Here is a 21,858-nt window from a genome sequence, read left to right as displayed (position 1 = left end):
CGCGCGTCCTGATTACCGCCCGCCGCCAGGAACCGCTGGATGCGGCCTTGGCGGAACTAGGCGAAAGCGCCCTTGCCGTTGCCGGGCACGCGGACGACCCGGACCACCGTGCAGAGGTGCTGGCCGCAGCAGAACATCATTTTGGCGGGCTGGACATTCTGGTCAACAATGCCGGCATCAACCCCGTCTACGGGCCGCTGGAAACAGCCGAGCTGGATGCAGCACGCAAGATCTTCGAGGTCAACGTGCTCGGCACGCTCGCCTGGACGCAGGCCGTGCTGGCGCACCCAGGGCTGAAGTTCCGGGCGCGGCGCGGGAATGTGGTGAATGTAAGCTCGGTCAGCGGCGACGTGCCCGCCCCGGGCCTGGGCCTGTACGGCGTCAGCAAGGCTGCCGTTTCACACCTTAGCCGTACGCTGTCCATGGAGTTGGCGCCGGAAATCCGGGTGAACGCGGTGGCGCCGGCAGTGGTCAAGACCCGATTTGCTGGAGCCTTGTATGAAGGACGTGAGGCCGAGGTTGCAGCCTCCTATCCGCTGGGGCGGCTGGGGGAGCCCGACGACGTTGCCGCAGCAGTTGCCTACCTCGCCTCCGCCGATGCGGCCTGGGTGACGGGGCAGGTGCTTACGCTCGATGGTGGCCTGCGCAACGCGGGAGGGCTGGGATGAACACGGTTCCTGTTGCCGGTGCCTACCCGGGTGCCGTTGAAGATCTTCGCCAGCGCACACGCGCCTTCATCCGCAACACGGTGATCCCTGCCGAGCCCCGGCCCGGGCAGGCGTTGAATCTGGCCGTCCGGCGTGAATTGCAGGCCGCTGCGCGGGACGCCGGCGTTTTTGCCCCACACGTGCCCGTGGAATTCGGCGGGCAGGGGCTGGCCGTGGAGCACTGGTCGCCCGTGTTCCAGGAGGCGGGATATTCGCCGATCGGTCCGGCTGTGCTCAATGCCATGGCGCCGGATGAGGGCAATATGCACATGCTCAACCTGATCGGGAACACTGCGCAAAAGAGGCAGTTCCTGGCGCCGCTTGCGGCCGGGGAGATCAGCTCGTGTTTTGCCATGACGGAGCCGCACCCAGGTGCCGGATCCGATCCCGATGCGCTGAACACCACCGCTGTCCGGGACGGCAGTGGCTGGCTGATCACCGGGCACAAACGGTTCACGAGCGGTGCCACCTTCGCCTCCTTTGCCATCGTCATGGCGCGCACCGTGGCGGACACGGACGGCGGGCCGGCACCTGCCGGCGCCACGATGTTCCTGGTGCCCATGGACACTCCGGGAGTGCGGATCGGCGCCCCCATCCACACGGTGGACAGGTACCTGCCCGGCGGTCACCCCAACGTGCATTTCGACGGCGTGCGCGTCCCTGGATCCGCTGTCCTCGGCGAGGCCGGGCTTGGATTCAAGTACGCCCAGGTGCGGTTGGGTCCGGCGCGGCTGACCCATTGCATGCGGTGGCTGGGGTTGGCCCGGCGCGCCATGGACATCATGCTGGACCGCGCCAACACCCGGGAGATTTTCGGGGCGCACCTCTCGCAGCTGGGCATCGCACAGGAGCTGATCGCGCAATCGGTCATAGACATTGAGACGTCCGACGCCATCATCGCAAAGTGCGCGGCACTGCTGGCCGCACGCCCGAAGGCCGGTTCGGCGCTGTCTTCCGTGGCAAAGGTGCACGTCTCCGAAGCCGTATACCGCGTGATCGACAGGGCCGTGCAGCTCTGCGGCGGCGACGGCGTCTCCGACGGGCTGCCGCTGGCCCAATACTTGAACGAGGTGCGCCCGTTCCGCATCTACGACGGCTCCACCGAGACCCACAAATGGGCCATCGCCCGCCGCGCGGCCTCGGGACGCCGCCGGGCCGTTGCGGCCGGGGAACCGTTCCAAGGCACCGCGAAGATCCATGAAGGGGAACGCTGATGGGCACCAACCAGGACATTGTGCAGACAACGGAAGAAGCAGCCCGGCAGGATACAACGCCGCTGCTGATTCTGGAACGGGTGGAAGAATTCCTCGATGCCCACGGCATCGGAGCCGGGCCCGTGCACGCCCGTCGCATCGGTGGGGGCCAGTCCAACGTGACCTTCCGGATCAAACGCAAGGGATCCGACGTCGTGCTTCGCAGAGGACCGCGGCCACCGCTGCCGCCGTCCACGCACGACATGGTCCGGGAGGCGCACATTCAATCACTGCTGGCGCCGCTGGGCATTCCGGTGCCGAAAATCCTGGCCGTGTGCGCGGATGATCACGTGCTCGAGGTACCTTTCTACGTGATGAACCATGTGGAGGGCGAGGTCATCACGGATGAAATTCCGGCGCACCTGGACGCGCCTGCCCAGCGCCGCGCCACGAGTGAGGCCGCAGTGGACATGGTGCTGCGCCTGCACGCTGTGGACATTGGCAGCGGTGAGATTGCCGGAATCGGACGCCCCGACGGGTACCTGAAACGGCAAGTCGAACGGTTTGCAGCGCTGTGGGACCGCGGCGCTACACGGGATCTGCCGCGGGTGGCCCAGCTGGCGAACTGGCTGGAATCGAACCGGCCGGACACGCAGCGCTATGCCGTGATCCACGGCGACTACCGGCTCGGGAACCTGATGTTCGCACGGCAGGGTCCCGCGCATGTAAAGAGCGTGCTGGATTGGGAGATGGCAACGCTGGGTGATCCGCTGGCCGATCTGGGCTACCTGAGCGCCACGTATGCGCAGGCCGGAACGCCCGCCACGTTGCTGGAGCTGACACCCGTGACGGCGCAGCCTGGCTACTTGAACCGTGCCGGGTTGGCGCAACGGTACAACGCGCACCTTGGCCTGGATTTGTCGGCGCTGCCCTGGTACCAGGCGATCGCGCTGTGGAAGGCCGCCGTATTCAGCGAGGCCATTTACACGCGCTGGAAGAACGGCGAGCGCTCCGATGGCGGGGATTTTGGGGCGGCGCTGGAGTCCGGCGTGTCGCGGCTGCTGGAAACCGCCGCCGCGCATGCCGCCCAGCTGCCGTAACGAGTCGCGCTTCCAGCTACCCGCCGGCCTGTACCGCCCGCCGCCTGGGGAGCGCCGCCGCACCTCTTGATCGGGCTGCCCGCGTGGCACATGATGAAGGGCAGAGCCCGTTGTGCGGCAGCCGGGCAGCCGGGCGGTCGTTCCGGCCGACGCGCAGTGGGTTGGCCCATCAGCCAGGCAGGAGGAGACCAGATGCAGTTCCACCAGCACGGATATGTTTCAGGAGACCCGCGCATCAAGGCGGCTGCCGGGACCGGGATCGACCGTCCCGCGGAACTGCCAGACACCATGGATGTGCTCATTGTGGGCACGGGCCCTGCCGGCATGATCACCGCCGCCCAGCTGGCCGCGTTCCCGAACATCAACACGCGCATCATCGAGCGCCGCCGCGGACGTCTAGAGATTGGCCAGGCCGACGGAATCCAGGCCCGCAGCGTGGAGACGTTTCAGGCGTTTGGTTTTGCCGAGCGCATCATCACAGAGGCCTACCGCATCACGGCCACGGTCTTTTGGAAGCCGGACCCAACGGACCGTTCGCGGATTGTTCGGGCAGCACGGGCCCCTGACGACACCACAGGCATCAGCGAGTTCCCGCACCTGATCGTCAACCAGGCGCGCGTACTTGACTACTTCGCCGAGGTCATGGCCTATTCGCCGGCCCGCATCAAGCCCGATTACGGCTGGGAATTCCGCAGCCTGACCATTGCCGAAACGGGCGAGTACCCGGTGGCCGTGACGCTGGTGGGCACCCACGGTGAGGGTTCCGGCGTCGAACGCGTTGTGCATGCAAAGTACGTGGTGGGCGCGGACGGTGCGCACAGCCGGGTGCGCGAATCGATCGGTGCTCGGCACACCAGCGTCCACGCGAATCATGCGTGGGGTGTCATGGATGTCCTGGCCGTCACGGATTTCCCGGACATCCGCGCCAAGTGCGCCATCCAGTCCGAGGACGGCGGGAACATCCTGCTGATTCCGCGCGAAGGCGGCTCGCTGTTCCGCATGTATGTTGACCTCGGCGAGGTGGTGGAGGACGGTGTGCACGCGGTCCGTAGCACGACCATCGAGGAGATCATCGCCAAGGCGAACAGGATCCTGCACCCGTACACGCTCGATGTGCGCAGCGTCGCCTGGACCAGCGTTTACGAGGTGGGGCACCGCCTTACTGACAGGTTCGACGACGTCCCCCTCGCCGAGCGCGGTGGGCGGTTGCCGCGGGTGTTCATCACGGGCGATGCCTGCCATACGCACAGCGCCAAGGCCGGGCAGGGCATGAACGTCTCGATGCAGGATGGTTTTAATGTGGCTTGGAAGATCGCCCATGTGCTGGAGGGGCGCAGTCCGGAGAGTCTGCTGGCCACGTATTCGGCCGAGCGGCAGGTGATCGCGAAGAACCTGATCGACTTCGACATGGAGTGGTCCACGCTGATGGCGATGCGGCCCGAAGACATGGAGGATCCCACAGAACTTGAGAACTTCTACGTGCGGACGTTTGAGTTCCCGGCCGGTTTCATGACGGAATACCAGCCGTCCATGATCACGGGCTCTGCTGCTTTTCAGGAGCTTGCCACCGGATTTCCAATCGGCAAACGGTTCAAGTCCGCGCCGGTGGTGAGGGTGGCGGATGCGAATCCAGTGCAGCTGGGCCACCACCACCGGGCCGACGGGCGCTGGCGCATCTACGCTTTTGCCGATGCGCCGGCGGTGGGGGAGCCGTCTTTGCTTTCTGACTGGGCGGCGTGGATGACTTCTTCGCCGGAATCACCGCTGCTGAAATACACGCCGGCCGATGGCGACAGCGACGCCGTCTTTGACGTGAAACTTGTTGCCCAGCAGGACTTTGAGGGCGTTCCCTTAGGTAGTGTGCCGTCGCTGTTCCTGCCGCGGACCGGCCCCTTTGGGCTGATCGACTATGAGCTGGTCTACGCCGCCGATCCTTTGAATGACATCTTCGAGTTGCGCGAGATTTCGCGCAGTGGGGCCGTGGTGGTGGTGCGCCCGGACCAGTACGTGGCCAACCTGCTGCCGCTGTCGGACACCGCAGGGCTCGCAGTGTTCTTTGCGGGGATCATGGCACCGCGGCGGTAATGCGGGCGGGTCTTATGGGACATCACTCGCGCCGAGGAATCAAAAGTGCAGGCCAGCAACTGGAGTGTCCGGTCAGGGACAGGCTTACGGTACAACTCATCTACATCAATACGGAATACTCCTTTCGCGACAACGCGGGCGAATGTCGAGCAAAAGGTCGTACCAGCGAGTCCCTAGGCTTACTTGCATGACTGACTCTCAAGTTCAACAGGCCTACGCCGCACGAGCATCCGAGTACACGGCCATCCTTGGGGCAATCGATGGCATGCATGAGCTTGATCGGAACCGCATAGAGCATTGGGCTCAGCAGATTAGCGGCCGTATCATCGACGCCGGATGCGGACCAGGACATTGGACCAACTTTCTGCATAAACGGGGTGTCGACATCTCAGGTATTGACCTCGTACCCGAATTCATTGAGCGCGCCCGGCTTCGCTTCCCCGATGTGTCATTCCAAGTCTCTTCGCTCCGCGCTCTCGAGGATGCCGATGGAAGCCTGCATGGAGTGCTCGCCTGGTATTCACTGATTCACCTGCCACCAGCAGAATTGCCGCCCGTTCTCTCCGAGCTCGCGCGCGTTCTTTCACCTCAAGGACACCTGCTCGTCGGCTTTTTCGATGGTGTGTCTGCAGAACCGCTCAACCATGCTGTTACCCCGGCGTACTGCTGGTCGCTCGATCAGATGAGCAGCCTGCTGCATGACGCCGGGTTCGAAGTGATCAATAGCGAAGCACGCCAAGATCCGGGCGGCCGGCCCCACGCAGCAATCTCCGCGATTGCCCGGTAAGCATCCCTTCAGTGGGTATCGCGATCAGCATGGCTTTCCTTTCAAAGAATCCACTTCATGTACATTTCAACATATGGGATGTACAATTGCGCTATGTCCATTGTCAGCGTCGCAGATGCACGCAACCACTTTTCAGACGTCATCGATCGATCGAAGACCGAAGCGGTGTTCATCGAGCGCCGCGGTCAGCGCGCCGCCGTGGTTGTCAGTCCTGAGCAGTACGACCGGATGCTCGAAGCTCTGGAAGACGCCGCAGACGTCGCTGCGTTCGATGAGGCGATGGCAGAGGAGGGCCCCAATATTCCTTGGGCTCAGGTGAAAGCTGATCTGGGCTGGGTATGATCTACCAAGTCGAGCTGCGACCTGCCGCAGTTCGCGCGTTGAAACAAATTGACCATCAGGATCGCGACCGCATTCGTGGAGCGATCGCGCTCCTCGGAGAGGATCCGCGGCCGCCAGGAGCCAAAGCCCTTCAAGGGCGTCCCGGCCTCAGGGTTCGCATCGGGGACCACCGCATCGTCTACACAGTTGACGACAACATCCTCGTTGTTGCAGTGATCACGCTCGGTCATCGCAGCAGCGTCTACGAACGCTGACTGCCCACCAATGAATCCATTTTTCGGTCACCCCGGTGTCCAGAGCGTTCCCTTTACGGGGTTCGCTCATCGGGTTTCCTCACGACCGGCTCCTAACCTTGCCTTGACCGCAGGCAGCCCTAAAACGGTGAGCCGCATGAGTGGGATGACAGCTACACCATCCTGCGATAGTCGTCCCGTTTGGCGCTCCCAGCCAGAAATGGGATCCGCCGCCAACTTGACGCATGGCAGGCCTCCGACCCTCAGCGGCGCGGCCTCCGAAATTGATGGGTGTCGCCGAGAGGGACTAATCCCGAGTCTGCTGGGATTCGACGTGTTGCCGGGGATCCATGGCGTCGTGAAGAACTCGGCCGACGACCAACACTTCTTCTTCGCGACGACAGATGAGGAAGTGTCGTGGTCGTCGGACGGTCTGTCCAGCGGCCACTGCGCGACTCTGTGCCAAGTGCCAAGAGAACACGCCTTCTCCCATTTCGGGGCGGGTGATATGCCCGACGTCGCTGGTGCTTGAAGCTGCGTCGCGGATGCCGTTTGCGATCAGAGTCTCATAGCGCTTGCGTGCTTCCTCACCGAACTCCGCTTCAGACCACGCAAGGATATCGATGACATCGGCCTGAGCGACGCGGGTAAGGCGGTATCCCACCATCAGCCAGCCAGCCAGCCCGTGCCGCGCGGGCGCCGAGCTGTCCAATGCAGCCATCGAGGTTGTCATCGGTAATGTCGTCGTAGCGTCCGTCGGCGAGATCCGACCAGTCCTTTGTTGCAGCATCACGCAGTGCAGCAAGCCTGGCCGCGTCCTCCGATTCCCTGCGTTCCAGAAGGCGAAGACCCTCGCGAAGCACCTCGCTGGCATTCTGATAACGCCCGGACCTGACTAACAAGTCTACAAGTTCGTGCTGATGTTGACTCAAGACAACATTCCTCGTAGCCACGACACCCACCTCCATTGGCGGTATATGCCAATGCGGGGGTGCCGGGCATGGAATCACTGAGAATTCTTGGCCACAATCGGTGGTCAACGAGGTGGCGGACAGGCAGCCCCTCGTCGCGCTTTGCAAAAACTTCAAGTCGGGCCCGATCGCACGAGTCACAATAAGCGGATGACAGCAACGCACTTTACAAGAACTTGGTACACCAAACTGAGCTGAGCCACCCTGCCATTTTTGAGCGCCACTTGCCCATCGCAGGGCTGGGCCTCGGCGCCTGACGGGTGTGCCGCCGTCGTGCTTGTCCTTGAAAGGGGACGGTTACGCGGTAGGCCGTTGAAAAACGAGCAGTGCGTCGGCAATCAGGTCGTGAGGGTATTGGTCCCAGACAATCTCGGTGACGCCCACGGGGGTGAGGTGCTGCTCGAGCACGCGTGCGACGTCGCGGATCAGGTGGGTGGTGCGGCCTCTGTGGTGGATGTCCGCCATGTTCCAGACCACGAAGCCGCCGGGCACAACGATGCTTGCGCACTGGGCTGCGACCAGACCAAGCTCGGCCAGGTAACGGCCGTAATCGCCGTTGTTTTTCTCATATCCGGTGAGGGGGTCGGCGTCGTGAAACGTTGAGGTCATGTACGGCGGAGAGGCGATAATCAGGTCGACGCTGGCGTCAAGGTGGGGCAGTTCTGCACTGCGGCTAATCCTGTGCAGCTCCCGCGCGTCGCCCTCCACAATGCGCGCGCCGGGAATGCGTTCCTGCAGGTACTCCGCACGCTCGGGCAGCAGTTCGATGCCGAGCGCCCTCCGTTCCAGCGCGAGGGCCCGCTCAAGGGTGGTGCCAAACCCTGCGAAGGGATCAAACACCAGATCGCCCGGTTTGGAGCACCGTTCAATGATGTGGTCCACGAGCGCTGAAACCATGTGCACATCTTCGTCGGCGCCCGGGGGACGCTCTGCCACGAATGTGTCGATTGATGCGCTGAGTTGGGCGTCCAGCGGGGACGATGGTGGCGTGCTGCCGAGCAATTGAGTGTCCAAGCCCTTCATCTGGGGAAGTTTACCCGTCCATGCTGGGGGTTTCAGGGTTGCAAGGACGATTGCGCATTTTCACTATTAATAGTTTACTAATAGTGTGTCACGAATACAGGCCCAGCAGGATGCCCAAATAGTCCGTGCGGCTCTGCCGCTTCTCACACTCACCCTGATCGGGGAGCGCGATTCATATGGCTACGAGATTCTCGAGCGGCTGGCCGGATTGGGGCTGGACGTCAGCACGGGGCTCATATACCCGGTGCTTGCCCGGCTCGAACGGGACGGATTGGTCACCACCCGCCCGGTCGCATCACCTGCCGGACCGCCACGCAAGTACTTCGCCATCACGGAAGCCGGGCAAAACGCACGCAATGCGGCGCAGGATCAGTGGCACCTGGTCTCATCCGCCGTCGACAACGCATTCACCAATGAAGGGCACGACCATGACTGACGCCATTTTCCCCGCCAACGGTTCACGACGGTCCATTGCCGACCGACTGCGCATTGACGCCTATTTGACGCGCCTCGAGTGGCATCTTGAGGGCAGCCTGCGGGGCGGGGAGCGCAAGGCCGTCATCAAGGGGCTGCGGGAGGAGCTCGTGGCGGATCCCCATGAGACGGGCGCTGCCCTGCGCGAACTTGGGGCGCCGCGGATCCTTGCAGCGCGCTACGCCGATGAAGGGACGCTGCGCCCGCTGTGGTCTATTGGAATTGTCACGGCCGGGGCCGCCCTGTTGGTCTACTGGGCGCTGTTCTTCGCGTTCACCGGTGGAATGCTCGCCGCCGTTGAAAGCGCGGCACCGGCAAGGGCAGAATCGTCGTTCCTGTTCATTCCGGTCCAGGCATTCGCTTCGGCAGATACGCTGGGTGTCGGCTGGACCGGAGGCTGGGCGTGGCTGGTGGTGCCCACCCTGGTCATCCTTGTTGCATTCCTCGCGGGAGCCCGAATCTGGCGGGCGTTCAGGCGGCACTGAGCCGCTGTAGGCAGGGTGGCCGGCCAACTGCGGGCAATCTGCCGGTGAACGGGGGCTCCAACAACGCCACCGTGTCCAAGTTGCTCAGGGGGCGGGTTTGCCGGCGGCGTCCTGGACAACAAGGCTGTGGGCAATGGACAAGAGGGCCAAGGATTGAACGGAGTCCCACGTGCCCGGCTTTAATTTGCTGGCAACCTCAGCCGCCTTGTTGGCATAGTCTGCGGCGAGTTGTGCATTCTTGCCTGTGTTCATGGATGGCTCCTGCTCGGTGTTTTCCAAAAAGTCTCGGATAGTCAGTTGCACCACAGTAACCACAGCGTCACGCTGCAGATGGCACCCGGCCGGTGTGTCGCCGTCGTCCCTGCCACAAATTGGCTGTGCCGGCACCCTGTTGGCGGCCCTGTTAATAGGTAGAGTGACTGCGACGAGCACGAACTGGCACTCGGCAGGAGAGCCGAAATGACGCAGTACATGATCTCGGTAAGCCACAACGCGGCAGAGGGCCCGACCATGGAAAACATGGATCTAGCCGTGATCCAGCCGATCATTGACGCGGTCGATGCATTCAACGACAAGCTCCGTGAAGCAGGTGCCTGGGTGTTCGCCGGAGGGTTGCAGCCGATTCAGGCAACCACTACGGTCGACAACACCGGCGACACACCTGTGGTGACCGATGGGCCGCATGCCCAGTTCGCGGAATACCTCGGCGGGTTTTGGGTCATTGAAGCCAGCGACTTCGACGCCGCCTTGGGGTGGGCCAAGGCTGCCTCCCAAGCCTGCGCGGGGCGGGTGGAGGTTCGCGCCTTCCAGGAAGATCCGGCCTAGACGGAATCCCGGCGTGCCGCCGTCGTGCCTCTATTCCGGAATGTAGGTGGCGGCCAAGCCCTCGCTGCCCCTCGCCAGCAGGGTGACGTCGGCGCCGACCAGGATGAGGTCCACGCCGGCGTCCATGTAGTGCTTGGCGGTCTCCGGGGCGAACGCGTTCACGCCCACCGGCTTGCCTGCCGCCTTCGCCGCCGCAATGCAATGTTCGACGGCGGCCATCACCTCGGGGTGCCCCTGCACTCCCAGCCTGCCCATGGATGCGGCGAGGTCGGCGGGGCCCAGGAAGATGGCGTCGATGCCGTCCACGGCCAGGATGTCCGCGACGTTCTCCACCGCGTGCGCCGATTCAATCTGCACCATCACCGTGACGGTTTCCGAGGCGCGTTCGGCATAGTTCGGGATGCGGTTCCAGCGGGAGGAGCGGGCCAGTGCCGAGCCCACGCCGCGCACGCCCTGCGGCGGGTAATGGGCGGCGGCCACCGCAGCTTCGGCGTCGGCCACCGTATGGACCATGGGGACCATAAGCGACTGCACGCCCAAGTCCAGATACTGCTTGATGATGACGGGATCGTTGACCGGCGGCCGGACGACGGGTGTGATCGGGTAGCCGTGGATGGCCTGCAACTGGGCCAGGATTCCCTCCAGCCCGTTCGGGCTGTGCTCGCCGTCGACCAGGACCACATCCAGGCCGGACCCGGCACAAATCTCAGCCATGAGCGCGCTGCCGGAGGACACCCACATGCCCACGAGCGGACGTTTGGCATCTGCGAGCGCGTTCTTGAGAGAGGGGTCGGGGGTCATTGGAGGTGGCATGTGATGGTTCCCAGTTTTCCGTAGTCGGCATAAATGGTGTCGCCCGCTCTGACCCACAGCGGGCTGGTGAAGGAGCCGGCCAGGATGAGTTCCCCTGCCTTGAGCGTGTCCCCGTGCGCGGCGAGTTTGTTGGCCAGCCACGCCACGCCGTTCGCGGGGTGGCCCAGAACGCCTGCCGCCACCCCTGTCTCCTCCACTGTTTGGTTGCGGTACAGGATGGCGGCCACCCAGCGAAGGTCGACGGCGTCCGGGTGCACCGGGGTGCCGCCCACCACCATGGCGCCCAGGGCTGCATTGTCGCTGATGGTGTCCACAATGGTCCGCCCCTCCATCTCGATGCGCGAGTCCAGGATCTCCAGGGCCGGGGTGACGTATTCGGTGGCGCGCACGACGTCGAAGAGTGTGGCATCCGGGCCGCCGATGCCCTCCTTGAGCAGGAAGGCCAGCTCCACCTCGACCCGCGGATGGGTGTAGTGCGCCCAGTCAAGTGTGGCGCCTGATTCCAGGATGGTGTCCTTGAAGATGACCCCGTAGTCGGGTTCGGTAATGCCGGTGGCCCGCTGCATGGCCTTGGACGTCAGGCCGATCTTGTGCCCGCCCAACACCCGGCCTTCGGCCTCGCCGCGTTTCCGCCACAGGCGCTGCACCCGGTAGGCGTCCTCAACGCTCATGCCGGGATGGCGTGTGGTCAGCAGGGGGACCGGTGTCCTGGTCCGTGCCGCATCCACAAGTTCGTCGGCAATGGCGGCGATGGTTTCCTCATCCAGCATGGTGTTGTCCCCTCATAGCTGTCCGCCCAACTTGAAGCCCTTGTTCCCGCCGTTTCTGCCGCCGTTCCCGTCCTTGGCAGGATCGCCGCGGGTGTACGAGAAGCCGTCGGCGCCGACAGTGACGGCCTGCTCCGAGGTGCCCACTGGAGAAGAGACAGGCTGTGGGTTGCCGTCCAGGTCCAGCACCAGGGAAGCCTCGGTGTACCAGGACGGGACCACGGGGTTGCCCCACCAGTCGCGGCGCTGATTGTCGTGCACATCCCACGTGATGACCGGATTGTCTGGATCACCGGTGTAGTAGTCCTGCGTGTAGATCTCCACCCGGTGCCCGTCAGGATCCAGGATGTAGAGGTAAAACGCGTTGGAGACGCCGTGCCGTCCAGGCCCGCGCTCGATCCTGTCGGAGATGCGCAGCGCGCCCATCTTGTCGCAGACCTGGATGATGTTGTGCTTTTCATGCGTCGCGAACGCCAGGTGGTGCATGCGCGGGCCGTCGCCCTGGGTGAGTGCAGTGTCGTGGACTGTTTGCTTGCGGTGCATCCAGACCGCGTAAGTGGTGCCGGCACCGTCCTGGATGTCCTCGGATACACGGAAGCCCAGATCCTCCAGGTACTTCTGGCCACGAGGGACGTCCGGGGTGACCTGGTTGAAGTGGTCCAGCCGGACCAGCTCGCCCGCGGTGTAGAGGTCGTACCGTTGGGTCAGCCGTTCCACATGGGTCGCCTCGTAGAAGAACTCGTACGGGAAGCCCAGCGGGTCCTCCACCCGGACGGCGTCGCCAATGCCTCTCACAAAACCCTCGCGGCGGCGCTCGGTGCGGCAGCCCAACGCCTGGTAATACGCTTCGGCAGCGCCGACGTCGGCAGGGGTCCGCACCCGGAATGCGGCCACGGCTGCGGCGGCCACCGGGCCTTGGCGCAGCACCAAGTTGTGGTGGATGAACTCCTCCAGGGTGCGCAGGTAAATGGTGTCCGCATCCTCGAACGTGACATGCAGGCCCAACAGGTTCACATAAAACTCGCGGGAGGCGGCCAGATCGGTGACCACCAGTTCCATATAGGCGCAGCGCACAATGTCAGGCGGCGGGACGCTGGGGGTGGGGATAAAGCGGCTCATGACGCTCCAAACCTGGGCGTGTGCACTGTCCCCAGCGTGATGTGGACTGCCTGCTGGTCGGTGTAGAAGTCGATGGAGCGGTAGCCGCCCTCATGACCCAGCCCGGATGCCTTGACCCCGCCGAACGGGGTCCGCAGGTCCCGCACGTTGTGCGAGTTCAACCAGACCATGCCGGCCTCCAGACTCTGGGCGAAGGTGTGGGCGCGGGCCAGATCGCTCGTCCACACATAGGCGGCCAGGCCATACTTGACGCCATTGGCCAAAGCCAGTGCCTCGGCGTCGTTCTCGAAAGGCGTGATGGCAACGACCGGGCCGAAGATCTCCTCCTGGAAGATCCGCGCGTCGGGCCCCACATCGGCAAAGACGGTGGGCGCCACGTAGTTGCCGGTGTCCAGGCCCGCGGGGCGGCCGCCGCCGGCGAGTAGGCGGCCCTCGGATTTGCCGATTTCCACGTAGCGCATGACCTTCGCGTAGTGCTCGGGGTGCACCAGCGCGCCCACCTCGGTGCGCGGATCGTGAGGGTCGCCCACCACGATGTTCCTGGCCCGGGCGGCGTACTTTTCGCAGAATTCCTCGTAGATGCTGCGTTCCACGAGGATGCGCGAACCTGCCGTGCAGCGCTCGCCGTTGAGGGAGAAGACTCCGAACAGGGCGCAGTCGATCGCGGTGTCGAGGTCGGCGTCGGCGAAGATCACACAAGGGCTCTTGCCGCCGAGCTCCATCGAGAGCCCCTTCAGGCTTGCGGCGGCGTTGGCGAAGATGGTCTGGCCGGTGGTGGTTTCGCCGGTGAAGGAGATCAGCGGGACGCCCGGGTGCTTGACGAGGGCGTCGCCGGCGTCCTCGCCGAGGCCGTTGACGAGGTTGAACACGCCCTGGGGCAGGCCTGCTTCCTCGAAGATCCCGGCCCACAGGGATGCTGAGAGCGGGGTGAATTCGGCCGGTTTGAGCACCACTGTGCAGCCGGCGGCGAGCGCGGGCGCCAGCTTCCACGATTCCAGCATGAACGGGGTGTTCCATGGCGTGATGAGCCCGGCGACGCCGATCGGCTTGCGGTTCACGTAGTTGAGCTGCGCGCCGGGGACCTTCATGGCGTCGTCAACCTGGGCCACCACCAGGTCTGCGAAGAAGCGGAAATTCTCTGCCGCGCGTTGCGCCTGGCCGCGGGCCTGGGTGATGGGCAGGCCGGTGTCGAACGTTTCCAGCTCGGCCAGCCGGTCTTCGCGGTCCTCGATGGCGTCGGCGATCTTGTTCAGGATGCGGGCGCGCTCGCGGGGTTTCAGGTGCGGCCAGGGCCCGTTTTTGAACGCCTGCGTGGCGGCGTCCACGGCGCGATCCACGTCCGCCTTTTGCCCAGCGGCGGCCGTGGCGTAATTGCCGTCCGACACGGGATCGAGCACGTCAAAGCTCTCCCCACCCGCCGAATCCACGTGCTCGCCGTCGATGTAATGCTGGATGTGGGTGGGCAATTTGTCCGGGATGAAGTGGCCGGTCATGGGGTGTCCGCTCCTTCTGCTCTGTCTGCGGTGTGTGCCCCTGTTTGCCCGGCCGCCCATTCCGTGAACCGGGCCCGCCACGTCTCGTCCATGGGGAACAGGCCTTCCACGCTGTGGCCCTGCGCGACCATCTCGGCGATGAACGTTTCCTCGAGTTCCTGGGCGATGGCCGCGTCCGCCACGTCTTCCGCGTACGACGGCGGGATGACCAGAACGCCGTCGGCGTCGCCGACGATGATGTCACCCGGCTGGACGGTGGCTCCGCCGCAGGAGATGGTGACGTCGGTGTCCCACGGGATGTGGCGCCGGCCCAGGACGGCCGGGTGGGCGCCGGCATGGAAGACGGACAGCCCCAGGGCCGCCACCTCGGTGATGTCGCGGACGCCGCCGTCGGTGACAATGGCCGCGGCGCCGAGCACCTGGGCCCGCAGGGCCAGGACGTCACCCAAGGTTCCCGCGCTGGGATCCCCGCGGGCCTCCATGACCAGCACCTCGCCGTCGTGCAGGGAATTGATGATGCGCTTTTGCGCGTTGAAGCCGCCGCCGTGGCTCGTGAAGAGGTCCTCGCGGTTGGGCACGAAGCGCAGCGTGCGGGCGGGGCCGGCGATGCGCTGGCCGGGTTGGGTGGTGGTGAGGCCGTCGATGCTGACGTTGTTCAGGCCCCTTTTGCGGAGTTGCGAGCTCAGGGTGGCGGTGCCGACGCTCAACAGTTTGCGCAGGAGGTCCGAGCTGAAGCTCTGGGGCGGCAATCCGGCGGCCTCCGGGGAGCCCCAGGCATCGATGCGGTCGGCGTCGGTGATTTTGGGCCGGTTTCCGTAGGTGGCCATGGGGGTTTGACCCTGTATTACGGTGGTGCGGAGCCGGCCGGTGGGCAGTCCCGCGGCGGGGTCGTCCAACTCAATTTCGATGACGTCGCCCGGCACGGCAACGGAGGAGCCGGCGGGGGTGCCGGTGAGGATGATGTCGCCGGGCTCGAGCGTCAGGAGCTGGGACAGGTCTGCGATGATCTGGCTGAACGGGAACAACAGGCCTGCGCTGCTGTCCTCCTGCGCAAGTGTCCCGTTGAGCCAGGTCCGGAGGCGCAGGGCGGTTGGGTCCACGGAGGGGGCCGCGATGAGTCCCGGGCCTAGCGGGGTGAAGCCGTCGCCGGATTTTGAGCGGAGATTGGAGCCCTTGTCGGCATATTTGAGGTCGTACACGCCGAGGTCGTTGGCCGCCGTGACGTACTGGACGTGGGACCAGGCTTCCGCCGGGCTGATGCGGCGGGCCGCGGTTCCGATGATCAGGGCGATCTCGCCCTCGAAGGCCAGCAGCTCGCAGCCGTCGGGGCGTTCAACGTCTGCGCCCGACAGGCTCAGCGAGGACGCAGCTTTGAGGAAGTAGGACGGCAGGGCGGGGGTGATGCCGCGCTGTTCGGCCCGCGAGCGGTAGGCCACGTGGACGGCTATGACCTTGCCGGCCGCCTTGAATGTGCCTGCTGAGACCTGTTCCACGAAACATCCCGTCTGGACTGTTGCCGTTGACTGCTGCCGTTGACTGCTGCCGCGGCCAGGGGCGGCTGCGGCGGTTGCGCTGCGATGGTCCTTTCCGCTTGCTGGCGTCCGGGACCATGTACGCTCAAGCTTCCGCCGCCGCTGCCGCCACGTCAACCAACCGACGTACAGCCAGGCCGGCGCTGAGCTTCCGCCTAGCCTGCAGTGCTAACCTCCAGACAGAGAAAGCACGGCGGGAGGAACCGTGAAGGCGACACGCAAATCCGATTGGTGGGACAGATTCTTCTACGTCGCCATCATCTTCAAAGGTCTCGACGGTGTGCTGGAATTGATCGGCGGAACGCTGCTGCTTTTTGTTGCCCCGGACAAGATCAAGCAGCTAGCCATCCTCATCACCCAGCCGGAACTGACGGAAGACCCCAACGACTTCATCGCCAACCACGTCCTGCAGGGGACTGCCGGGCTGACCGACCATGTGGTGCTCTTCGGCGCCATCTACCTGCTGGCTCACGGCATCGTGAAGGTTGTCCTCGTCACCGCCCTACTGCGCCAGAAACTGTGGGCCTACCCGTGGATGATAGCCGTCCTGATCATCTTCATCCTGTACCAGCTCTACCAACTCATCCTCACGCCGGCGGCCGGCCTCGTGGCGCTGACGGTGTTCGATATCCTGATCGTGGTGCTCACCTGGCACGAATACCGCCGGCACCGTGCGCGAAGAATAGGGACGCCATGAAGATTCTCATTGTTGGGGCAGGCGCCACGGGTGGCTATTTTGGTGCCCGGCTGGCCGAGGCCGGGCGGGACGTGACGTTCCTGGTCCGCGAACAGCGCGCGGGGTTCCTGAAGCGGCGCGGCCTGCGGATTGCTGGGCTTGAGCAGGAGCTGCGGATCGAACCCAAGGTGCTTACGGCAGGGGAGCTGGGTGAGAGGTTCGACGTCGTTCTTCTCACCGTGAAGGCTGCCGGACTTCAAAGCGCGATTGCTGATGTGGCGCCGGCGGTGGGACCGGACACGTTGATTGTGCCGTTCTTGAATGGGATGGCGCACATGGATGCGCTCGCGGCGGCGTTCGGTGCGGAGAAGGTGCTGGGATCCGTGGTGCACCTGATCGGCACCATTAACGGAGACGGCGACGTTGCCATCTTGGCGCCGATGGCGCGGTGGACCCTCGGCGAACAGGACGGCGGCCCATCTGCACGGCTGGAGCGGCTCGTGGCCGAGGTGTCGGTGCCCGGCATTGACGTCATTGAGGCGCCCAACGGACTGGATGCGATGTGGCAAAAATGGGTGTTCATTGTTGCCGCGGGCGTGGTGACATGCCTGATGCGCGGGCCCGTGGGCGACATCGCCGCGGTGCCCGGAGGTGCTGCCTTTGTGGCCGGTGTGGTGGCGGAGACGGCAGCCGTGGCAGCTGCTGCCGGGTTCCCCGTTCCGGAGGCCGAACAAGCCAACACTCTGGCATTCCTGACCGCCCCGGGTTCGGCGTTCACCTCATCGCTGTACCGCGACGTCACGGCCGGGCTGCCCAATGAGGGCGAGCACATTGTGGGCGACTTTGCCCGCCGAGCCGCCGAGCTCGGGGTGGCCACGCCGCTCCTGGACCTGGCTCTACTGCAGCTGCGCGTCCACGGGGTGGCCAGAACCTGATGCCTGCGTGAAGTAACCCGGCGGCCCCGCACCTTTTCGCGAAAGGTGCGGGGCCGTCGTCGTGCTTGAGGCAAGAAAGCGGGCTAAAGCATCTTCCGCAACGGCGCCAGTTGCTTGTTGACGGCGGACGGATCGAAGGCTGTCGGGTCAATGTGCTGGCCCTTGCGCAAGCCCATCCATGAGCGTATGTATGCGTGGTCCGGGTCGCTGGGATTTCTTGAGGTGGCAAGTTTTTCCATCCAGCCGTGGGGGCCGGAAGAGTCCTCTTGCGGGGGATGACCGCTGCCGGCCACGCACAGCGGCAGGATTCCGGGGGCCTTTGCGGGCAGGATTTTCTCCAACGTGATGGTGTGCTCCCAGTTGTCACCAAAATCGTAGGTGTACAGCAGTGTGTCCTTCGGGGCGTGCAAGAGGGTGTTCAAGGCTACGCCCTCCTCATCGGCGGGCGGATCACCCCAGTGGTCCGCTTCGGGGTCGGCCGGAGCATAGCGGACGCCGTTGGGGTGGGTGCCCAGCATGAACTCGTGCAGGTGAGTTTCATTCCAGGCGAAGAGGTTTTGGATGATTTCGTGGAGCTCATCAAGGCCCAGCTCGGCGGGAACGGTGACGCTGCGCCAGACAGGAGGGGTGATCCCGTCAATCTGAATTTTCAGCTGGAACGTGGCTTTCGACGGGCCCCGAGGAACCCTTGACTGCTTCGCAATGTGCTTGTCCAAAAGCCCCAGAAGTTGCTCCACGGCGTGGCGCAGAACTGGAGGGACAACCACGTGAGTACCTATTTCCAGTAGCCCGTGGGCGGCGGCGTCCCGGATCCTTGTCTCAACAAATATCGCCGTGTACTTCTCAGGGCCAGCCGCAGGCCCCTGCCCGAAGACCGCGGATGTCTCCGGGGGATTACCGGAGGCGGCCGCAGCAATGATCTCTGCGACTTGGGTTCGCACTGGGTTGTCCGGCCTGGAGTCATCGTACGGAACCAAAGCGTCGTAGAGGAAGAAATAGGCCAGTATGGCGGCGTATCTGGCCCTCTGATTCGGATCGCTTTGAAAGAGTCGGCCTTGGCCGGTCAGCTGCACACGCTGACGGTCAACGTGAATCAGCTCGGCCTCGGTCATCACTTCCCAGTACTCCATCAGGCGTGGCAGCTGGGTCATGGACGTCACCTGGCGAGGCTCGTCGTCATCACTGGATATGGCACTAGTAACGGAACTACGCGTAGCTGCTCCGACGGCGTTCACCTCGACGCAGGCCGCGGCCCCCTGGATATCTTTACGGGGGAGCAACCCTGACGGGGTGGTTTTACGGCCCTCTCCGATCCATTCCAGAAGAGCCCCCACCCGATGGACAAACACCAAATCCGCGGCGGCTTCGGCTGCTTGTGCGGCGGTCTGTGGCTGCCTGAAAACGCGCTGAGCGTACTTCGCATTGGCGGCCTGGGTTGCGTCCGGGGAAGTCATGGTGATCAGCTGAATCAGGTTATCGACGGGGCCGGTCCACGCTTGGGTGGTCATGAGAAATTTCAAATAGCTGTTGAGCGCCAGCGCTATGGATACACGCATTTCAGGATGGAATCCGCCAGCTGAATCCAAAATTCTAGAGGTCATATCGACCTCTAAATTGCTCGCATCCGAAGCCTGAACGCTTTGTACGTAGTTCTTGAAGAAGTCCAGCAGCAGAGCGGAGAGCCAATCGGCTTCTTCATGGTCAATGCCAGCTTGAATCATCCAAGACTTGAATGCTGGCAGCACCGACGCCAGTGTCCGCGCAGCCACGGCGTTGGCTAAAGACACCACGTTTGTGCTTGTGTTCAGGGCTGTGTTGACGCCGGCGCTACTGGCTTTGGCTTTATCCTCGGCTGCCTTTGCCGGGTTGCCGAAACGGGATGCCTTGCTGGGTTTGGACTTCTTGGCCATGGGTTCCTAAAGAATAGGGACGGAGGGTCGTATTCAGCCCCAGCCCGACGCCGGCTCCGCACCCTTTCGCGAAAGGTGCGTGGCCGACGTCGTGCTTGGGAGTGGTGCTCGGAAACGGGGCTTGGGAAAAGGGCGGTCAGTGCGACTCAGGCAAATCTCGCGCGGAAGAATTCACTGAATTCGCGCCCGGGCCCACGGCCTGAACCGGAACATCGTCGCTGAGCATATCGACCACGTCGGCACGGTAGGCGGGCGGAACTTCAATAAATTCGCCCACGATGACCAGGCCCTCATCGGCCCAGTGAGCAATGTTTGTCGCGATGGACAGCAGATCCGGGTGCACGGAATCGGGCTCCGCCAACGCCTGGATCAACAGCGCCGACTCCGGCGGTTCCACGGATGAACACTGCGTCAGCCAGTCGGTCATTTCCAGCTGCCAGTACTCGAGCTCGCCTTCTTCGCCGTCCTCGTCGCCGTTGTCGGAACCGGCCAGCGTCACGGTGAAGATAAACAGGCCCATCAGCTCACGCATGGTCTCGATGACATCGTCGTCGGACTCGGGATCAAGGGCAGGCTTGGTGGCCTGCAGCTGACCTTCGGTGAAGCTAATCAGCCCCGTGACATCCAGCATGTCCAAGTAGAGCGCCAGCCGGGCGGCGCTACGGTCCTCGGCAGTGGCCAATTTGGTGGCGTCGCTCAGCAACCCCAGGCCACTGTGGACCAGAGTGGCCGCGGCGCCTTCCGCATCAGTCAAAGAGTTGTCTTCATTCAGCTCCTTGCCATCGCCAATCCACTCTAGCAAGGCCATGGTGTTCTGCCACAAGGGGGTCTTTGTTACGGTTTCAAGGATTTCTTCCGAGGAAAGTTCCGGAACAAAAACGTCGGCAAATTCGTAGTCCTCAGGGGCCCAATCACTCTCGGCGGGGTCTACTCCCGTGCGCGCAAGCTCGCTTTGAACGGTCCCCAGGTCCTCGGCGGTCCCGGTCCAGAGCTTGGCCTGAGTCAAATAATCAACGTAGTCCCGCACGCCTGCGCGTAGCGTCAGAACACCCAGCGGGTTCGCGTGACTGGTGACCTCCATGACTTCCTGAACAGCGGCCGGATCCAGATTTGTGGGGTCGGTGTGGGGCTCCAGCATGCGGTACATGTCAAAGAAATCGTCCAAGATTGCCAGGCTCATATCGATCGATTTGTCCGGGCGGCTCTGGGCTTCCAGCCACGCTACGAACCCCGGCGACAGCGATTCCATGGCCCGGTTCAAGCGTGCTTCGAGGGACGGCCGGTTGACCGAACGGGTGGCGGCGTCGGCGCTGGCTTTGGCAGGGTTGCCGAATCGGGACTTCTTGGTCTTCTTGGCCACAGGGTTCCTTGCGGTCGGCGTGATGGGACCCCTTAACCGTAGCCGCATTCGCCTGCAACGGTAGGGCACCAGCCCAGTGGCTAGTTGGTGAACTCGGACTAGTTGGTGAACTCGGTCAGGACAATTTTGCCGGTGCCGTGGCCAGACATGCTGGCTTCGAAAGCTTGAGCAGCATCCTGCATCGGAAAGGTCTGGGCCACATCAACGCTCAAGGTGCCATCTTCGACCAGCAAACTCAGCCGTTCCAGCTCACTGGCATCGGGGCGCACCCACACGTACTGGCCGCCGTGCTGTGTGACAGACCAGTCGGCGATAGAGGCGTGCCGCCCTCCAGCTTTCAGCAGGGCACGGGTTTCGGTTAGCACCCCACCGGCAAAATCTGCCACCGCGTCCACTCCTTCCAGCCCAAGTTCCTGCACACGCTCCACCAAACCGGGACCGTAGGAGAGCGGAATTGCACCAAGTTCACGCATCCGGTCGTGATTTTTGGGGGAGGCAGTAGCGATGACACGGACGCCGTCGTTGACGGCAAGCTGGATGGCTGTGCGGCCCACGCCGCCGGAGCCGTTGTGGATCAATAGCGTCTGTTCTTCTGCAACGCCGAGCGCATCAAGAGTGCGTTGGGCTGTCAGGCCGGTCAAGGGGAGTGCCGCCGCCTGTTCCCAAGAAAGCCCGGCTGGTTTGTGGGCAACAATGGCAGCCGGCAGGGCCACGAGCTCGGCAAACGTTCCGCCATGGACGGTGTCACGGCGGCCATAGGAGTAAACCTCATCGCCCACCGTGAATTCAGGGGTGTCGAAGCCCACGGCTGCAACCACGCCGGCCACATCCCAGCCAGGGATGACAGGAAAATTGACGTCCATCAAGGCATCCAAACCGCCGGACATGATCTTCCAATCCACCGGGTTGACGCCGGCCGCCTTCACGCGGATCAGCACCGACCCCGGGGCGACCTTGGGTGTTGGCAGCTGCGATTGGGTTAACACCTCCGTGCCGCCGTACTGGGAGTAGCTCATGGCTTTCATCAT

General features: G+C 63.8%; 22 protein-coding genes and 2 pseudogenes. 12 read left to right on the top strand and 12 right to left on the bottom strand.

What is annotated here, in order from left to right; translation table 11 throughout:
- Positions 1-2: 2 nt before the first annotated feature.
- The 7 genes and pseudogenes from AB0P14_RS11225 to AB0P14_RS11195 form a co-directional block, all read left to right on the top strand.
- Positions 3-668 (top strand): annotated as a pseudogene (locus AB0P14_RS11225) (SDR family oxidoreductase); the annotation flags it as partial.
- Positions 665-1,921 carry an acyl-CoA dehydrogenase family protein gene (locus tag AB0P14_RS11220; protein WP_363841831.1) on the top strand — a complete coding sequence of 419 codons (1,257 nt, stop codon included), beginning with the start codon at positions 665-667 and terminating at the stop codon, positions 1,919-1,921. The pseudogene AB0P14_RS11225 and the gene AB0P14_RS11220, both read left to right, overlap by 4 nt.
- Positions 1,921-3,000, top strand: a complete 1,080-nt coding sequence (locus AB0P14_RS11215; protein WP_363841829.1) for a phosphotransferase family protein — start codon at positions 1,921-1,923, stop codon at positions 2,998-3,000. Before AB0P14_RS11220 ends, AB0P14_RS11215 begins: the two co-directional genes overlap by 1 nt.
- Positions 3,001-3,192: 192 nt before the next feature.
- The gene (locus AB0P14_RS11210; protein WP_363841826.1) at positions 3,193-5,085 is read left to right on the top strand and encodes an FAD-binding monooxygenase; all 1,893 of its coding nucleotides are present in this window, start codon (positions 3,193-3,195) and stop codon (positions 5,083-5,085) included.
- Positions 5,086-5,272: 187 nt separating this feature from the next.
- Entirely contained in the window at positions 5,273-5,872 is a 600-nt protein-coding gene (locus AB0P14_RS11205; RefSeq protein WP_363841823.1) for a class I SAM-dependent methyltransferase, read from the top strand.
- A gap of 93 nt (positions 5,873-5,965) precedes the next feature.
- Entirely contained in the window at positions 5,966-6,214 is a 249-nt protein-coding gene (locus AB0P14_RS11200; RefSeq protein ID WP_363841820.1) for a type II toxin-antitoxin system Phd/YefM family antitoxin, read from the top strand.
- Complete coding sequence (locus tag AB0P14_RS11195; RefSeq protein ID WP_363841817.1) at positions 6,211-6,468, top strand: type II toxin-antitoxin system RelE/ParE family toxin; 258 nt, start codon at positions 6,211-6,213, stop codon at positions 6,466-6,468. Before AB0P14_RS11200 ends, AB0P14_RS11195 begins: the two co-directional genes overlap by 4 nt.
- A gap of 286 nt (positions 6,469-6,754) precedes the next feature.
- Here AB0P14_RS11195 and AB0P14_RS11190 read toward each other — a convergent pair whose 3' ends face one another.
- From AB0P14_RS11190 to AB0P14_RS11180, 3 genes and pseudogenes are all read right to left on the bottom strand, one after another.
- Positions 6,755-7,180: a type II toxin-antitoxin system RelE/ParE family toxin gene (locus tag AB0P14_RS11190; protein ID WP_363841814.1), complete on the bottom strand. Its 426-nt coding sequence runs from the start codon at positions 7,178-7,180 to the stop codon at positions 6,755-6,757.
- A 58-nt stretch (positions 7,181-7,238) separates the two neighbouring features.
- A pseudogene (locus AB0P14_RS11185) lies at positions 7,239-7,415 on the bottom strand (type II toxin-antitoxin system ParD family antitoxin); the annotation flags it as partial.
- 300 nt (positions 7,416-7,715) lie between these two features.
- On the bottom strand, positions 7,716-8,441 hold the full coding sequence (locus tag AB0P14_RS11180; protein WP_363841811.1) for a DNA methyltransferase: 726 nt from the start codon (positions 8,439-8,441) through the stop codon (positions 7,716-7,718).
- A gap of 85 nt (positions 8,442-8,526) precedes the next feature.
- On the opposite strand from AB0P14_RS11180, the gene AB0P14_RS11175 reads away from it, so the two are divergent.
- Together AB0P14_RS11175 and AB0P14_RS11170 are read left to right on the top strand one after the other, a co-directional pair.
- Positions 8,527-8,877 carry a PadR family transcriptional regulator gene (locus tag AB0P14_RS11175; RefSeq protein ID WP_363841809.1) on the top strand — a complete coding sequence of 117 codons (351 nt, stop codon included), beginning with the start codon at positions 8,527-8,529 and terminating at the stop codon, positions 8,875-8,877.
- Complete coding sequence (locus AB0P14_RS11170) at positions 8,870-9,400, top strand: hypothetical protein (protein WP_363841806.1); 531 nt, start codon at positions 8,870-8,872, stop codon at positions 9,398-9,400. Before AB0P14_RS11175 ends, AB0P14_RS11170 begins: the two co-directional genes overlap by 8 nt.
- A gap of 84 nt (positions 9,401-9,484) precedes the next feature.
- On the opposite strand, the gene AB0P14_RS11165 is transcribed toward AB0P14_RS11170, so the two are convergent.
- Positions 9,485-9,652, bottom strand: a complete 168-nt coding sequence (locus AB0P14_RS11165; RefSeq protein WP_363841804.1) for a hypothetical protein — start codon at positions 9,650-9,652, stop codon at positions 9,485-9,487.
- Positions 9,653-9,859: 207 nt separating this feature from the next.
- On the opposite strand from AB0P14_RS11165, the gene AB0P14_RS11160 reads away from it, so the two are divergent.
- Entirely contained in the window at positions 9,860-10,225 is a 366-nt protein-coding gene (locus AB0P14_RS11160) for a YciI family protein (RefSeq protein WP_363841801.1), read from the top strand.
- A 30-nt stretch (positions 10,226-10,255) separates the two neighbouring features.
- Here the strand turns inward: AB0P14_RS11160 and AB0P14_RS11155 are convergent, their stop codons facing one another.
- Genes AB0P14_RS11155 through AB0P14_RS11135 form a run of 5 tightly spaced genes read right to left on the bottom strand, consistent with a single transcriptional unit; the run spans position 10,256 to position 15,910 of the window.
- Positions 10,256-11,038, bottom strand: coding sequence for an HpcH/HpaI aldolase/citrate lyase family protein (locus AB0P14_RS11155; protein WP_363841799.1), 783 nt, complete (start codon positions 11,036-11,038; stop codon positions 10,256-10,258).
- The gene (gene hpaH, locus AB0P14_RS11150) at positions 11,023-11,808 is read right to left on the bottom strand and encodes a 2-oxo-hept-4-ene-1,7-dioate hydratase (RefSeq protein WP_363841797.1); all 786 of its coding nucleotides are present in this window, start codon (positions 11,806-11,808) and stop codon (positions 11,023-11,025) included. The genes AB0P14_RS11155 and hpaH overlap by 16 nt, the downstream gene beginning before the upstream one ends.
- Before the next feature lie 12 nt (positions 11,809-11,820).
- Positions 11,821-12,924 (bottom strand): 3,4-dihydroxyphenylacetate 2,3-dioxygenase, encoded by a 1,104-nt coding sequence (gene hpaD / locus AB0P14_RS11145; RefSeq protein WP_363841795.1) that lies wholly within the window; start codon positions 12,922-12,924, stop codon positions 11,821-11,823.
- Positions 12,921-14,417, bottom strand: a complete 1,497-nt coding sequence (hpaE, locus tag AB0P14_RS11140; RefSeq protein WP_363841792.1) for a 5-carboxymethyl-2-hydroxymuconate semialdehyde dehydrogenase — start codon at positions 14,415-14,417, stop codon at positions 12,921-12,923. The genes hpaD and hpaE overlap by 4 nt, the downstream gene beginning before the upstream one ends.
- Positions 14,414-15,910 (bottom strand): fumarylacetoacetate hydrolase family protein, encoded by a 1,497-nt coding sequence (locus AB0P14_RS11135; protein ID WP_363841790.1) that lies wholly within the window; start codon positions 15,908-15,910, stop codon positions 14,414-14,416. The genes hpaE and AB0P14_RS11135 overlap by 4 nt, the downstream gene beginning before the upstream one ends.
- Before the next feature lie 244 nt (positions 15,911-16,154).
- Between AB0P14_RS11135 and AB0P14_RS11130 the strand changes: the two genes are divergently transcribed.
- Positions 16,155-16,646, top strand: a complete 492-nt coding sequence (locus AB0P14_RS11130) for a DUF2127 domain-containing protein (RefSeq protein WP_363841787.1) — start codon at positions 16,155-16,157, stop codon at positions 16,644-16,646.
- Entirely contained in the window at positions 16,643-17,560 is a 918-nt protein-coding gene (locus AB0P14_RS11125) for a ketopantoate reductase family protein (RefSeq protein WP_363841784.1), read from the top strand. The genes AB0P14_RS11130 and AB0P14_RS11125 overlap by 4 nt, the downstream gene beginning before the upstream one ends.
- A gap of 83 nt (positions 17,561-17,643) precedes the next feature.
- Here the strand turns inward: AB0P14_RS11125 and AB0P14_RS11120 are convergent, their stop codons facing one another.
- From AB0P14_RS11120 to AB0P14_RS11110, 3 genes are all read right to left on the bottom strand, one after another.
- A complete protein-coding gene (locus AB0P14_RS11120; protein ID WP_363841782.1) occupies positions 17,644-19,470 on the bottom strand; it encodes a plasmid pRiA4b ORF-3 family protein in 1,827 nt (608 codons plus the stop codon).
- 136 nt (positions 19,471-19,606) lie between these two features.
- Positions 19,607-20,830, bottom strand: a complete 1,224-nt coding sequence (locus AB0P14_RS11115; RefSeq protein WP_363841779.1) for a hypothetical protein — start codon at positions 20,828-20,830, stop codon at positions 19,607-19,609.
- Between the two features lie 98 nt (positions 20,831-20,928).
- A complete protein-coding gene (locus tag AB0P14_RS11110) occupies positions 20,929-21,855 on the bottom strand; it encodes an NADP-dependent oxidoreductase (RefSeq protein WP_363842172.1) in 927 nt (308 codons plus the stop codon).
- Positions 21,856-21,858 lie beyond the last annotated feature (3 nt).

The sequence above is a fragment of the Specibacter sp. NPDC078709 genome, from assembly GCF_040686795.1.
Classification (GTDB): Bacteria; Actinomycetota; Actinomycetes; order Actinomycetales; family Micrococcaceae; genus Specibacter.
Note: the sequence above shows the minus strand (reverse complement) of the source record. Positions and strands in the feature narration are given on the sequence as shown.